The 14,536-nt window shown below is 40.5% G+C and carries 13 protein-coding genes; 8 read left to right on the top strand and 5 right to left on the bottom strand.

Features of this window, described 5'->3' with window-relative positions; genetic code table 11:
• Positions 1–66: 66 nt before the first annotated feature.
• On the top strand, positions 67–789 hold the full coding sequence (locus ACYVIL_RS04450; RefSeq protein WP_460311723.1) for an HAD-IA family hydrolase: 723 nt from the start codon (positions 67–69) through the stop codon (positions 787–789).
• Positions 790–801: 12 nt separating this feature from the next.
• On the opposite strand, the gene cysE is transcribed toward ACYVIL_RS04450, so the two are convergent.
• Positions 802–1,584 (bottom strand): serine O-acetyltransferase, encoded by a 783-nt coding sequence (cysE, locus tag ACYVIL_RS04445; RefSeq protein ID WP_303476817.1) that lies wholly within the window; start codon positions 1,582–1,584, stop codon positions 802–804.
• Positions 1,585–1,801: 217 nt separating this feature from the next.
• On the opposite strand from cysE, the gene uvrD reads away from it, so the two are divergent.
• Together uvrD and ACYVIL_RS04435 are read left to right on the top strand one after the other, a co-directional pair.
• Positions 1,802–3,970 carry a DNA helicase II gene (uvrD, locus tag ACYVIL_RS04440; protein ID WP_460311722.1) on the top strand — a complete coding sequence of 723 codons (2,169 nt, stop codon included), beginning with the start codon at positions 1,802–1,804 and terminating at the stop codon, positions 3,968–3,970.
• 17 nt (positions 3,971–3,987) lie between these two features.
• A complete protein-coding gene (locus ACYVIL_RS04435; RefSeq protein ID WP_460311721.1) occupies positions 3,988–5,244 on the top strand; it encodes a GGDEF domain-containing response regulator in 1,257 nt (418 codons plus the stop codon).
• Between the two features lie 3 nt (positions 5,245–5,247).
• Here the strand turns inward: ACYVIL_RS04435 and rarD are convergent, their stop codons facing one another.
• Together rarD and ACYVIL_RS04425 are read right to left on the bottom strand one after the other, a co-directional pair.
• Positions 5,248–6,147 (bottom strand): EamA family transporter RarD, encoded by a 900-nt coding sequence (gene rarD, locus ACYVIL_RS04430; protein ID WP_460311720.1) that lies wholly within the window; start codon positions 6,145–6,147, stop codon positions 5,248–5,250.
• A 161-nt stretch (positions 6,148–6,308) separates the two neighbouring features.
• Complete coding sequence (locus ACYVIL_RS04425) at positions 6,309–6,764, bottom strand: DUF3010 family protein (protein ID WP_460311719.1); 456 nt, start codon at positions 6,762–6,764, stop codon at positions 6,309–6,311.
• Between the two features lie 279 nt (positions 6,765–7,043).
• On the opposite strand from ACYVIL_RS04425, the gene ACYVIL_RS04420 reads away from it, so the two are divergent.
• The 4 genes from ACYVIL_RS04420 (at position 7,044) to ACYVIL_RS04405 (ending at position 11,109) form a co-directional block, all read left to right on the top strand.
• The gene (locus ACYVIL_RS04420) at positions 7,044–7,484 is read left to right on the top strand and encodes a hypothetical protein (protein WP_460311718.1); all 441 of its coding nucleotides are present in this window, start codon (positions 7,044–7,046) and stop codon (positions 7,482–7,484) included.
• Between the two features lie 5 nt (positions 7,485–7,489).
• Positions 7,490–8,821 (top strand): ABC1 kinase family protein, encoded by a 1,332-nt coding sequence (locus ACYVIL_RS04415; protein ID WP_460311717.1) that lies wholly within the window; start codon positions 7,490–7,492, stop codon positions 8,819–8,821.
• Positions 8,822–8,851: 30 nt separating this feature from the next.
• Positions 8,852–9,895 carry a mechanosensitive ion channel family protein gene (locus ACYVIL_RS04410; protein ID WP_460311716.1) on the top strand — a complete coding sequence of 348 codons (1,044 nt, stop codon included), beginning with the start codon at positions 8,852–8,854 and terminating at the stop codon, positions 9,893–9,895.
• Positions 9,896–10,140: 245 nt separating this feature from the next.
• The gene (locus tag ACYVIL_RS04405) at positions 10,141–11,109 is read left to right on the top strand and encodes a transposase (protein ID WP_460311715.1); all 969 of its coding nucleotides are present in this window, start codon (positions 10,141–10,143) and stop codon (positions 11,107–11,109) included.
• 249 nt (positions 11,110–11,358) lie between these two features.
• Here ACYVIL_RS04405 and ACYVIL_RS04400 read toward each other — a convergent pair whose 3' ends face one another.
• Positions 11,359–11,847 (bottom strand): thioesterase family protein, encoded by a 489-nt coding sequence (locus tag ACYVIL_RS04400; RefSeq protein WP_460311714.1) that lies wholly within the window; start codon positions 11,845–11,847, stop codon positions 11,359–11,361.
• A 115-nt stretch (positions 11,848–11,962) separates the two neighbouring features.
• Between ACYVIL_RS04400 and recQ the strand changes: the two genes are divergently transcribed.
• The gene (recQ, locus tag ACYVIL_RS04395) at positions 11,963–13,792 is read left to right on the top strand and encodes a DNA helicase RecQ (protein ID WP_460311713.1); all 1,830 of its coding nucleotides are present in this window, start codon (positions 11,963–11,965) and stop codon (positions 13,790–13,792) included.
• 17 nt (positions 13,793–13,809) lie between these two features.
• Here recQ and ACYVIL_RS04390 read toward each other — a convergent pair whose 3' ends face one another.
• On the bottom strand, positions 13,810–14,472 hold the full coding sequence (locus ACYVIL_RS04390; protein WP_460311712.1) for a glutathione S-transferase: 663 nt from the start codon (positions 14,470–14,472) through the stop codon (positions 13,810–13,812).
• Positions 14,473–14,536: the final 64 nt, after the last annotated feature.

Below are 14,536 nucleotides of genomic sequence, written 5' to 3'. Positions count from 1 at the left end.
TAGACGTGAGATCCTAAACGATAACCAACAAGAAACAGTGAAAGGTAAAATAGTAGGTATTGCCGAATGAAATTTTATCGGAATTTTTCTCCAATAAAAGCCATTAGTTTTGATTTAGATGATACGTTGTACGACAACTATCCTTTTATTATGGAAGCGGAAAAAAAGCTGCTTAGTTATTTGACGTCTAGCTACCCGAAGACAGCTCAATTTTCCTTTCAAGATTGGCAACAGTTCAAACAAGAACACTTGCAAAATCAACCCCAGCTAGCATCTGATATGGGAGCTTTGCGTAAACATACCCTGCAAACAGGCCTACAAAAAGCCGGATACCAGGAACAACACCTTAGCTCGGCAGTAGACGATTGTTTTGAGTTCTTTTATCACCACAGAAGCAACTTCCAAGTAAATCAGGAAATACATGCTTTGCTTGCACAATTGGCGAACAAACTACCGCTAGTTGCCATTACTAACGGCAACGTTAACCTGCAACAAATTGGGTTAAGTGAGTATTTCAGTCATTGTTTTAAAGCCAATTTAGAACGCCCTATGAAACCCCATGGCGCTATGTTTGCATTGGCAAGTTCCACACTAAAAGTGACCCCTAAAGAAGTACTGCATGTGGGTGATAATTTAGAAAAAGATGTTATGGGCGCGATAAATGCGGGTATGCAGAGTGGCTGGTATGCCTACAACCGTAAAATGCACCTTCCTGGAGAAAAAACCACCGTACTGCCCCACGTTCAATTAGACGATCTAACCGAATTAAGTTTATTAATCGAAGATTAAATTTATAAAGATTTAATCTTCGTAAATATTTTGATTCATCGTTTCGCAAGGGTTAGGGCAACAAGGTACGCCAACAATTTTAGCAGGCACTCCCGCCACGGTTACATGCTCGGGAACGTTTTTGAGAACCACACTTCCCGCCCCCACTTTAGCCCCCGCTCCAATTTCAATATTGCCTAAAATTTTAGCACCGGCACCGACCATTACCCCTTGACGCACTTTCGGATGACGATCTCCAGACTCGTTTCCTGTTCCCCCTAAGGTCACAGACTGTAAGATTGAAACGTGATCTTCCACTACCGCGGTTTCGCCAATTACGATGCCCGTAGCATGGTCAAACATCACACCTTTGCCAATAACGGCTGCCGGATGAATATCAACACCAAACACTTCAGAATTTCGACTTTGCACAAACAAGGCAAGTTGTTTGCGATTTTGTGCCCATAAATAGTGCGATAACCGATATCCTTGAATTGCCTGGAACCCCTTGAAATACAACAAAACTGTGAGGATTTTATCCACTGCGGGGTCGCGGGTTAACACCGCTTCAATATCTTCGATAGCTGATTCAACGATTTCAGGTTTTAACAAATAGGCCTGATCAAGCACTTCACGAATCGCTAGGGCGGGCATCACCTCATCTTGAATTTTATTCGAAAGTATAAAGCTCAGGGAAGTTTCGAAGTTGTGATGAGCAAGAATACAAGCATGCACATAACTGGCTAAGAGAGGCTCACTTTCCACTAGTTCTTCAGCTTCTGCTTTCAATCTTTTCCAGAAATTGTCAATTGGCATTTAGTTCTCCTCACCTGAGTTAACCCATCGCCACAGGTTAGTCGTTATATGCTTGATTAAATAATAAGAACGGATGTGCGGGCATAAACGTTCATTTACAAGATCATTTCTCATAAAGCTGGCTAAAAATCACAAAACCAGCCCTTTGGTTGTATAAAAACACAGTATAGCTGATATACTTCGATTATTAATCAATAAATCAAAAAATAAGCTTGTTATGGATGTATCTCGACTTTTAGACCAACTTAACGACAAACAACGTGAAGTAGTGGCAGCCCCTTCTTCTGATATGTTGGTCCTTGCCGGTGCCGGAAGTGGCAAAACTCGAGTGCTTGTGCACCGTATCGCTTGGTTAATGGAAGTTGAACAACTGGCGCCTTTTAGCATTCTTGCTGTGACCTTTACCAATAAAGCGGCCAAAGAAATGCGAGGTCGAGTTGAACGTCTGATGGGCTCAGGGTTGCACACCATGTGGATTGGCACATTCCACGGTCTTGCCCATCGATTGCTTAGAACCCATTTCAAAGAAGCTCGTTTACCAGAAAACTTCCAAATACTAGATTCCGATGACCAATATCGTTTAGTCCGTCGTGTGATTAAGTCTCTGAATTTAGATGAAAAAAATTGGCAACCAAAATCTATTCAGTGGTACATAAACGGTAATAAAGACGAAGGATTACGTCCAGAGCACATAGATACTCAAGGTGATCCCACCAAACAAACCATGAAAGATATTTATCAAACTTATCAGCAAACTTGTGATCGCTCAGGTTTAGTAGACTTCGCCGAATTGCTGTTACGCGCCCACGAATTGTGGCTAAATAACCCAGATGTACTCAAACATTATCAAACTCGCTTCCGCACAATCTTGGTGGATGAATTTCAAGATACCAACAATATTCAGTACGCATGGTTACGCCTATTAAGTAGTGCAGATAACAATATGATGATTGTGGGAGATGACGATCAATCAATATACGGATGGCGTGGCGCGAATGTAGAAAATATTCAGCACTTTTTACGAGACTTCCCCTCGGCAAAGACCATAAGACTTGAACAGAATTACCGCTCTACTGGCAATATTCTTAAAGCCGCCAATGCAGTTATCGACAATAACCAAGGACGTTTGGGCAAAGATTTGTGGACTGACGGTGCCGAAGGCGAAGCTATCTCCATGTATGCAGGTTTCAATGAGCTTGACGAAGCGCGATTTATTGTGGCTCGCATTAAAGAGTGGAGCGACAAAGGTGATGCATTAGCTGATTGCGCCATTTTGTACCGTAACAACGCCCAATCTCGGGTTTTGGAAGAAGCACTGTTACAAGAATCCGTGGCCTATCGAATTTATGGTGGTTTACGTTTCTTCGAAAGACAAGAGATCAAAGATGCATTGGCGTATTTGCGATTGATTAATCAACCCATAGATGATGCCGCCTATGAACGAGTAGTGAACACCCCCACTCGAGGAATTGGTGATAAAACCCTAAGTTTAGTGCGAGAAACTGCAAGAAACGAAGAATTATCTATGTGGCAAGCAACAAACGATATGCTTCGTGAGAAACGCTTTTCCGGCAGAGCGGCAACAGCCTTGCAACGTTTCGTGGAACTAATATTGAAGTTGCAAGTTGAGGTGCAAGAGTTGGAATTAGACCAACAAGCAGATCACGTGATCAAAAACTCAGGTTTATTTGCCATGTATCAAGCTGAAAAAGGCGAGAAAGCCCAGGCTCGCATTGAAAACCTCGAGGAACTTGTGACGGCTTGTAAACAATTCGAAGCTCCTGAAGAAGCGGAAAATATGACGCCTCTGTCGGCCTTCCTAGCTCATGCGTCGTTAGAAGCCGGGGAATCACAAGCTGACGCTCACCAAGATGCGGTACAAATGATGACTATACACTCCGCTAAAGGGTTGGAGTTTCCCTTAGTATTTATGGCTGGAGTTGAAGAAGGCATGTTCCCAAGTCAAATGAGTCATGAAGAGCCTGGTCGCTTGGAAGAGGAACGCAGATTGTGTTACGTGGGTATGACCCGTGCAATGCAAAAACTATACATGACTTACGCTGAATCGAGGCGATTATACGGTCAAGACAAATACCATACGCCATCCCGCTTTATCAAAGAAATCCCTAGTGAATGCATTGAAGAAGTGCGTCTGCGCACAACGGTGAGTCGACCTGTCCAAAACCGTTTTCAACCGGCCACATCCCATATGGCATTCGAATCCACAGGTTTCCAATTGGGACAACGGGTAAAACACAGTAAATTTCAAGAAGGGACTGTATTAAATTACGAAGGAAGTGGCGAACATGCGCGTGTTGAAGTGAATTTTGACAACATAGGCACAAAGTGGCTAATGTTGGCTTATGCCAAATTAGAAAAAATTTAAAACTAGCTGAATGGCCAATGAGATTTAAAGTCCTATTAATAGAAGATAATGAGTCGAGCGTGCGCGTACTTAAGCGCGTCATTGGTAAAGCAAACTTAGATGTTGTGTTAGCTAACACCTTGGCTCAAGCCAAAGTCATTTTCGAAACCACCTCTCCAGAATTATACCTATGTGCGGTTGTTGGTTATTGTCTTCCCGACGCCCCCCATGGACAGGCAATAAACTATACCATTAGTGCATTCATCCCTACCATCGTCATCACCAGCGAAGTTGAAGAGGATATACGTGAGAATATATTAGCAAAATCGGTTGTTGACTATATTCCAAAACAAAATGCACAAATGTTCGAATACCTAAGCCGATTATTAATCAGATTAGAAAAAAACAAACAAATTGGCGTATTGGTGGTGGATAAATCTAGGCACAATCGTGGAATTCAATCGTCCTTATTAGCACGCCACAATTTCATCACCTATGACACCTCAAGCGCCAAACAAGCCCTCGACCTTCTAATGAGACACCCACTTATAAAATTAATGTTAGTTGAAGAAGAGTTGGCAGATTCGTCGGGATTGGAATTAGTCTCTGAAGCGAGAAAACGTTACGACAAAGACCAATTGAGCATTATTGGTTTATCGACTAATACAAGTTCATCCTTATTTGCTCAGTTTATCAAAAGTGGAGCTAATGACTTTCTGCGCAAACCCTATTGTCATGAAGAGTTTTTTTGCCGCATAGTTCAAAACGTAGAACATATAGAGCAAATAGAGGCCATTCGGCGAGCTGCCAATTCGGATTATTTAACCGGACTACCTAACCGACGTCATTTTTTCAACAAAGTGAGCCATAGCTTACAACGTGAACAGGCACCTATGTCATTGGCATTAATAGACTTAGATAATTTTAAGTTAATCAACGATTCCTTTGGCCATGACTATGGAGATGTGGTTTTGAAAGAGGTGTCGAAGATGATTGTTCGACATTTTTCACCTTTTCATTATTCACGTTTCGGTGGTGAAGAGTTTTGTATTTTTATGGCAGAAGTTGATCATGGGCAAGCAATAAAGCTGCTAGATGCATTTAGAGATGCGGTGAGTAAAAAGATCATCAAAAGCAAAGGGATAAGTCACTCCTGTACCCTCAGCATTGGGGTTACCAGTCGTGCCAATAAAAAGATAGAATCAATGCTAACGATAGCAGATGAACACCTGTATAGCGCTAAAGCCCAAGGACGGAATAGAGTGATTGGTGATACAGCGACAAAATTAAAATAAAAGTTAGACACCCAATGACTTTAACGACTTTCGATAGGCTCGATAAGAATCGAAACTAAAAATTACTAGAGCTAACCAAACAAACCCAAAAGTCACCATACGAGCTTCATGCAAAGGCTCTCCAAACAAATAGACAGCCAAGATAAACATGATGCTGGGCCCGATATACTGAAAAAAACCTAAAGTTGAATAGCGTATGCGTCGAGCCGCGCCTGTAAAGCATAACAATGGGGCTGTGGTGATAATTCCAGCGCCAATCAATAACCCATTTAGGGCCATTTCATTACTAAACATATTGCTCATTTGTGATGCAAAAAATATCCAATATAAGAACGCAAATGGCAACATCATCATAGTTTCGATTAATAAACCAGGCAGGGAATCCACTGCAACCTGTTTTCGAAGAAGACCGTAAATTCCAAAACTAGAGGCCAGAAGGAGTGCGATCCAGGGTAATTCACCATAGGAAAATAGCAGAATCAATACACCCAAAAGTGCAATTATCACAGCAACTTTTTGCATTCTGCGTAATCGTTCAGCTAAAAATATTCTACCCAGAAAAACATTGAGCAAGGGATTGATATAATAACCTAAGCTTGCATCGAGTAGATGCCCATTATTTACAGCCCAAATGAATAACAGCCAATTGCCAGCCAGCAGTACCCCAGAAAATAACAATACCTTTATGACTTTCGGGTTCTTCAATGCAGATTTAACCTTAGCTATCTGTTTAAATCCAAACACTAAAATAACTAATAGCAAAGCTGACCATACGACTCTGTGTACCAAAATCTCTGCCGCAGGCATCACCATCAAAAGCTTGAAATATAAAGGGGCAAAGCCCCACATGGCGTATGCTGCGACAGCAAGAGCGACGCCTATTTTGAGAGATTTATCAGACATGAAATGACAACAACCAGAAAATATGAACGAAAGAGTGACTTTTTAAGATTTCATAACCAAGAGAGCATCCTTAATATCCTCTCTAAACCTATCAAATATCCATTACAAACTGACTAAAAGGGAATCCTATTGCTCGATTACAAGCAAAATATCCAAGACGTTTATGCTGGAGGTTGCTGTTCCATTCCGTACTTTTCTTTCATCAAGTAGGCAAAAGCAGTGGTAAACGCCACTTCTTGAAACATTTTTAAACCAGTTTCCGAAAAAAGTACTGGAATAGGGTTACGCTTTATAATCTCTTTAATAAATGTAGGGGTCAAAACCTCGACTTTTAATCCGTCAATTAACTGAATTGCCGCTTCCATTTTAAAGCCAGTGGCGCTGCCCGCGAACTTACCTTTAGTAGGACGTTCACGGATAACGACCGCATCGATTTTGTAGTCTTCCATCAATTTTTTAAAGGCAAATTGAAATTCTCTTACGTCTTCGGTTGAATCCTGTTTGGAGTAGGTTAATTTGCGCGCACGGCAATCTGGAATATGAAACACGTCATTCTCCAAAGACAACAAACACAAATTGGCTTCACTACCTTTAAGTTCAACACCACAAATTCTCATAACTTCTCCTAAACAAAACACTTTTCACAATTATACCCCATGTTACTCCAAGTTATTGCAACTAAATCTCAAGCAATTTGAAACCCTTTGCTGACTTTCTCGTCAATTTGTTCTATTTTGAATTCATAACTTGGACAGGCATCCCAAAACATCAACGTGGGAGGTAGTAAATTCCACCTTGGACAGGCATGTTAATTCCATCTTGGACAGGCATGTTTGAGATGTATATTTGAGACAGGCATGGTTTTACGTTTATCGCAAAATCAGTTGGTGACTAATATGCCTGTCCAACGATGGATGTCCTACAATAGCTTTGCTTATATCGTTAAACAACAAGGATCTATTATGCTGCGTTCAATTACATTGATAACTTTTTTTTCAACTATGCTGCCTTCTGTAACCTTTGCTGAAAATATTGAAGAGGCTTCAATACGTTTATGCGATCACATAAAAGTTTGTGTGAAAGAAAAAATGGTGGCATCAGATGAGGTTCCGCCTGAAATGCGCGCGATGGTAGATGGCATGGTAGACAATATGTGTAAAAGTATGATGGATGTAAACGCAGTAAAAGGGAACGCAGAGTATGAAGACTCAGCGATAGCATGTATCGATTCAATAACGAAACTAAGTTGTGAAGAGATTGAAAATGCCGGTCAAACACCTGCTTGTGTAACCTTCGAAACTGAGTTATCCGAACGCTACCCAAGTCTTAAAAATTAGCCCTTATGACAAAGAAACACCCCACAGACGAAGCAAAAATACCGAAAAGTCGAGCTTCCCGATTCGCTAAGATGGGAAGTTTGGCATCAAGAATAGCAGGAAACATGATTTCAGAAGGTGTTTCTGAACTAGCTAAGGGCAATCGACCAAAAGTAAAAGACTTGCTTCTAACCCCCAAAAACATGAAAAGGGTTGCTGATCAGCTCGCGCAAATGCGTGGCGCAGCTATGAAAGTTGGACAATTAGTTTCAATGGATGCTGGCGATGTACTGCCTAAAGAGTTAACAGATTTGCTAGCTCGTTTAAGGTCAGACGCCAAATCTATGCCACAAGTAGAATTAATAACTGTCTTGCAATCTCATTGGGGAAGTAGTTGGCAAGAAAAATTCATTCAGTTCCAGATAAAACCCATAGCGTCTGCTTCCATTGGTCAAGTTCATAAAGCGATTGACAACGATTTGCGTAGGTTGGCCATCAAGGTCCAATACCCAGGTATTAAAGAAAGCATCGACAGCGATGTGGATAATGTTGCTAGTTTAATAAAACTATCAGGCCTCCTGCCCAAGGGGATAGATATAGCCCCCCTTTTATCCGAAGCTAAAGCGCAATTACATGAAGAAGCAAATTACATTTTAGAAGGGCAACGTTTACAGCGGTATGCCAAGCTAATTGAGGGTGATACTCGATTTCTAATTCCTAACTGGATTCCTGAATTAAGCAGCCATTCAGTACTAGCAATGACATTTTTAGATGGCGAGCCAATCGAAGCTCTTTGTGACGCAAATCAATCACTGCGCAATAGTATTGCTAGTGCTCTTTTCTCACTTTTTTTCAAAGAATTGTTTGAGTTTCAACTCGTCCAAACAGACCCCAATTTTGCCAACTTTTTGTATGACAGCCATGAAGAAAAAGTTGTTTTGCTGGATTTTGGTGCAACTCGAGAATACAACAAATCAATGGCCCGTAATTATCTAAAATTGATGCAGGCTGGGTATCACAACGATAAAAAAGGGATAGAAAGTCAGGCCCTAGAACTGGGTTTAATGACAACTTCCCTGTCAGATAAAACCCGCGGCGATATAACAGAAATGTGTTACTTGTCTTGCGAACCACTTTATTTAACAGGTACTTACGACTTTGCAAAAAGCGATTTGCTAGAGAGACTACGAGCAATCGGCACGCAAATGAGTTTAGATAAAAGCTATGTACATACGCCTCCTGTAGATACTATTTTTTTACATCGCAAATTAGGAGGTTTATTTTTGTTAGCCATGAAACTCAAAGCGAAGGTAGATTTACGCTCTATGTTTGAGCCATATTTAGGGTTTAGAATTTAACCTGTTCTTATTTTTATGCTGGAATAATTTATGTTTTCAGAAGATTCATTGTTAGAACAAACACTCTCTTTTATACCGCTTTTGATAACACTTTCAATTGTGACACTTATACTTTGGCTAGCTAACTACCTGTTAATAGTTAAAAAAACCGATGTGGGAAGCGAAAAGCTTTTTTCAAGCCAATTAATTATGCTTGGGTTGACCTTAGTAGCTGTATTGGCAACAGTATTTGCCTTGCCAGTGAGTGAAAGTTCGCGAAATCAAATCATAGGTTTAATTGGCTTAGTCATCTCCGGTATTTTTGCTTTTTCTTCAAGTACTATTTTTGCCAATTTACTCGCGGGGATAATGCTAAGAATTACAAAACCTTTTAAAACAGGTGACTTTGTTCAAGTAGGAGACTACTTTGGAAGAGTTGTTGAGCGAGGGCTGTTAGATACCGAAATCCAAACAGAAGTCAGGGATTTAGTTGCATTACCAAACACATTCATGATTACAAACCCCATTACGGTTACCCGAACTTCTGGAACGATTATTTCAACTAGCTTATCTCTTGGTTACGATATTCATAACTCAAAAATTGAACCCTTATTAATCCAAGCTGCAACAAATTGTGAACTATCAGATCCTTTTGTGCATATTGTTGAGTTAGGGGATTTCTCTGTAACTTACAAAATCAGCGGAAAATTAGAAGAGGTTAAGAGTTTAATCAGCTCAAGAACTCGCTTAAACCGTGAGGTTTTGAACGTTCTCCATGAAAACGCAATAGAAATTATGTCACCCAGTTTTATGAATCAACGAAAAATCCCTGACGAGGTCAAAATTATTCCGCCTAAACAACAAGTTAGCAATGAAAGTAATAATTCTTCAGTAGACCAGGTGATTTTCGATAAAGCCGAAGAAGCAGAGCAAAAAGAACAGCTTTTGGAACAATTGAAAACGCAGTTAATTGAGTTAAGCGAACAACTAAAAACAGCTGATGACAACCAAAAGGACTCTCTTAAACTGCAAATTCAAAATTTAACGCAAAAAATCAAATCTTCCAATCAATCCGAAGAAGAAAACAAGGATTAATAACCTATCTACTAATTAATGTTGTAAATTCTATTTTGGACAAAATTCTATTTTGGACAGGCATATATCGTTGAGTGTTGAATTCTATTTTGGACAGGCACTTGTGGACAGGACAGGCACTTACTAACCCATTTAGTTTAACCACCATAAATTTAAGACAGCCATAAAAACTCTACCTAAACTAGACTGGTGTTTATTCCATAGAGAGGTATGCTTCAAAAGGATATATAAATTTGGAGCTAGTTATGCCACAGCCTAGGAAGCATCAAATCTGTCTAGCAGATACTCCGTATTACCATTGTGTATCTCGCTGCGTTCGCCGTGCGTTTTTATGCGGTGAAGATAAGTATTCGGGAAAAAATTACGAACATCGTCGTCAATGGGTAGAAGATAGATTACTTCTCTTAGCCTCTGCTTTTTGCATTGATGTATGTGCTTATGCAGTCATGAGTAACCATGTCCATGTGGTTCTTCACGTATTTAAAGACCAGGCATTAACGTTATCAGATTTTGAAGTATTCGAAAGGTGGCAGAAAATTCATAGGCCGACAGAACTCGTTCAACAATTTTTCACACTAGAAAATTCAGACAATTTTTCTGATCTTCAACTAGAAACCATCGCTAATACTATTTCCATCTATCGCAAACGCTTATACGATATTAGCTGGTTTATGCGCGAGCTCAATGAGCCCATTGCTCGACAAGCTAATCAAGAGGACGATTGCACAGGGCATTTTTGGGAAGGAAGATTTAAGTCTCAAGCACTATTGGACGAAAAAGCCCTAGCAGCGTGTATGGTTTACGTTGATTTAAATCCTATGCGTGCCAAAGTAGCCTCTTCCCCCGAAACTTCAGATTATACGAGTATTAAAAGACGAATGAGTGCATTTCGTCATGGCTATCAACCTCCATCGTTAATGCCATTTAAATATCGCCCATCGAAACATCAAGAAATTGAGCTGCCATATAGTTTGAAGGACTATTTGAAACTCATTCATTTTAGCGCTCAAAGATTTGTATCTTTAAATAAAAGCAAAACCGCACCGCCATCAATACTAAAAACGTTAGTAACTAACGAACAATCCTGGTTAGAGCTTACATATAATTTTGAAGATGTTTTTGGCGTTGTTGCGGGTGAGTCTGTGACTATGGAGTGCTTTAGGCGAAATACAGGGCGCACCAAATTGAAAGGGGCAAAAGCAATAACCCCTTGAACAATTTCAGAAGCATAAGTTTAATTATCAAGTTTAGTAGTCTACTTTTACTGAAAAAATGGCTACCTTTACCAACTCCCTCCAATGACAAAAACAATCAAACCTTGTTTGCATTAACCGCTAAAAACATCTATCAATTATTGTCTTCACTGATTTTTATCTTATTCACTTTAATGGCTGTCTTATTTTGGTAATTTGAGACAGTCTTCTTTTATGGCTGTCTCAAACAAACCCAAATTAGCCCATATGCTATCCAACCATATAAGTGGCTGTCCCAAAAGCGATATGAGTGCCTGTCTCATTATGTAGTTCCATGCGGCATACTGCGACTTTTTTGCCTTTGCGGATCACCTTTGCCGTAGCAATGAATTCTTCGCCTTTGCCTGGTCGCAAGTAATCAACACGCATATCGATAGTGCCAAGATTAGAAAACGAGTTTTGAAACTCTTGCACGCTGATTTCTTCGAAATCCTTGATGGAATACAAGACAGCCATCACACCGCCCACAGTATCTAATATTGCAGCGGTAACTCCACCGTGTAATATTTTGTGTATTGGATTCCCCATTAATTTATCATTCCAAGGTAACCTTACCTCAACTTCATCAACGCCCAATTTATTTATTTTAATTCCAAGTAGCTTATTAAATGGCATTTGCTCACTAAACAAGTACATTACAAATTCAGATAGCGCTTCTGTACTCATACGTTTAGTTTTATCTATGTTATTCAGCATCATAGTAGAACCTATTTATATTTAATCTATATAGCGTATACCCCAAGGCGCTTTTTAAGTAAAATCATCGTTATTAATTTCAATTCAACACTATTTTTAATTCGTACGAGGAAGATACTTGTCTACTGCCATTAGCGCCCCATTAACGAACCAAGATTTTGAAGCACCAGCCATAAAAGTGCTAAAAGATGTTTTCGGTTATGACAATTTCAGGGATGGGCAACTACAAATCATCGATCAGGTCTTGAACGGACGTGACTCCCTAGTGTTGATGCCCACAGGTGGTGGAAAGTCACTTTGCTATCAAATTCCCTCGTTGCTTCTGCCCGGCTTAACCGTTGTTGTATCGCCGCTTATTTCTTTAATGAAAGACCAAGTAGATGCATTGACCGCCTCAGGCGTTGCTGCAACCTACATTAACTCGTCTATTCCCCGAGAACAGTTAATTAATATCTACCGACAACTGCAAGACGGTAAATTTAAGTTACTTTACGTTGCCCCCGAAAGACTTATGCAACTGGAATTTATCGACCGCCTGCACACCCTAAATTTAAGTTTAATTGCAGTAGATGAAGCCCATTGTGTGTCTCACTGGGGACACGATTTCAGACAAGACTATCGACTACTAGGTCAATTAAAAAAGCACTTTCCCAACACCACCGTTATGGGCTTAACCGCAACTGCCGACGTCGCAACCCGAGCCGATATCTCTCAACAATTAAATTTGCACAACCCATTCGTGTTTAGAAGCAGCTTTGACCGCCCCAACATACGCTACAATCTGCTTTCCAAGTACAAAGCTGTAGAACAGCTCATTCAATATGTAAAAAGCCAAGAAGGCAGCGGGATTGTTTATTGCAATAGTCGAGCGAAAGTCGATGAACTCAGCTTTAAATTAGCCAAACAAGGCATCAATAGTGCCGGATACCACGCCGGCTTAGAGCCAGAAATACGCGATAAAATTCAACGTGATTTCATCCAAGATAATGTTGACGTCATAGTCGCTACTGTTGCTTTTGGAATGGGTATTAACAAGTCCAATGTCCGTTATGTAGTGCATTTCGATTTACCCCGCAGTGTAGAGTCATACTATCAGGAGACTGGGCGTGCCGGACGCGATGGCATGCCAGCAGAAGCTTTATTGCTATACGATGAAAAAGACGCTGCTCGCATTCGTCAATGGATCAGTATGGGTGAAAATACTGAACGTCACGATGTGGAGTTACAAAAATTTGCGGCCATGGAAGCCTTTGCCGACGCACAAACCTGTCGACGCCAAGTCTTACTCAATTATTTTTCAGAGTACAGCGGAGCCCATTGCAACAACTGTGATATCTGTATCGATCCACCGAAACGATTTGACGGCACCATTCAAGCACAAAAAGTACTCTCATGCATATTTAGACTAGGTCAAACTGTTACAACGCAATACGTTATCGACGTGTTGCGTGGCAAAAGCCATAAACGAATAGTCGAACAACAACACGACAAATTACCGACCCATGGAATAGGAAAAGATCAATCTGAAGCCTATTGGCATAATGTTATAAGCCAACTCATTCATCAAGGATTGATCAGAATCGATATCACCCAAAACGCGAACTTAAAACTCACTGAAGCCGCCAGACCCATATTAAAGTCTGAAGTGATAGTGACACTAGCGGTGCCTCGCCTCGCACTAGAAAGAACCAAGGCAAGTAAAAATGATAAGCGGTATTATGACAGAGCATTGTTTGCCAAATTAAAACATTTACGCAAAACCATCGCGGAACAAGACGAAGTACCACCTTTCGTAGTATTCAGTGATGCAAGCTTAGCGGATATGGCGGAATCATTACCCGAAAATCCATCTCAATTTTTACAGATAAGTGGTGTCGGGAATACCAAACTAGAACGTTATGGGGAAAGATTTTTAGCGCTGATATCCCAACATACCAACGCTAGTTAGCGACATTCAAGCAACATTTAGGCGTAGGCGTACTCTCCACCTTTGTCCAACGCTCGCTTGTAGGCGTCACGTCGATGGATTTTTTGCACATAAGCAGTAATGGCTGCGTGTTGCTTACCACCCCCTCTCGAATAACTGGCTTCCAATGGAAAGCTCATTTGGAAGTCAGCTCCGGAAAGCTCATCACCCGCGAACCACAAGTTATTTTGCAAGTGAGTATTCACATACTCTAAATTAGCTGAAATTATTGGCATGTAATAACCATCCATCACCTTATCAGCAATTTTGTTGGCAATCATTTTCACAAAAAAGGGCTTAGCATTAGCGCGAACCTTATCAAATACCAGTTTGGCAACCATGGGTGGCATCAAAGTACCTTCAGCAAAATGTAACCAATATTGGTATTGCCTAAGGGCTTCAGAGTCCGCTTTTGGTTTCAAGTGAGCACCATAACGCTCAATTAGATATTCTATAATTGCCCCTGATTCTGCGACCGTCACGTCACCATCGGTTATTATGGGAGACTTACCCAAAGGGTGAACTAATTTTAAGGTGGAAGGCGCAAGACTAGTCTGCGCATCACGCTTGTAATGCTTAATCTGATAATCTAATTCAAGCTCCTCTAACAACCACAAAATACGTTGGGAGCGGGAATTATTGAGGTGATGTACAACGATCATAAGAAATCTCTATTCGGTTAATTTCAATAGATACGTTATGTATTTGAAAAAGATCGATATATTG

This window comes from Aliiglaciecola aliphaticivorans (genome assembly GCF_054782055.1).
The sequence above is the reverse complement of the archived record's forward strand: the minus strand, read 5'-3'. Positions and strand labels throughout refer to the sequence as shown.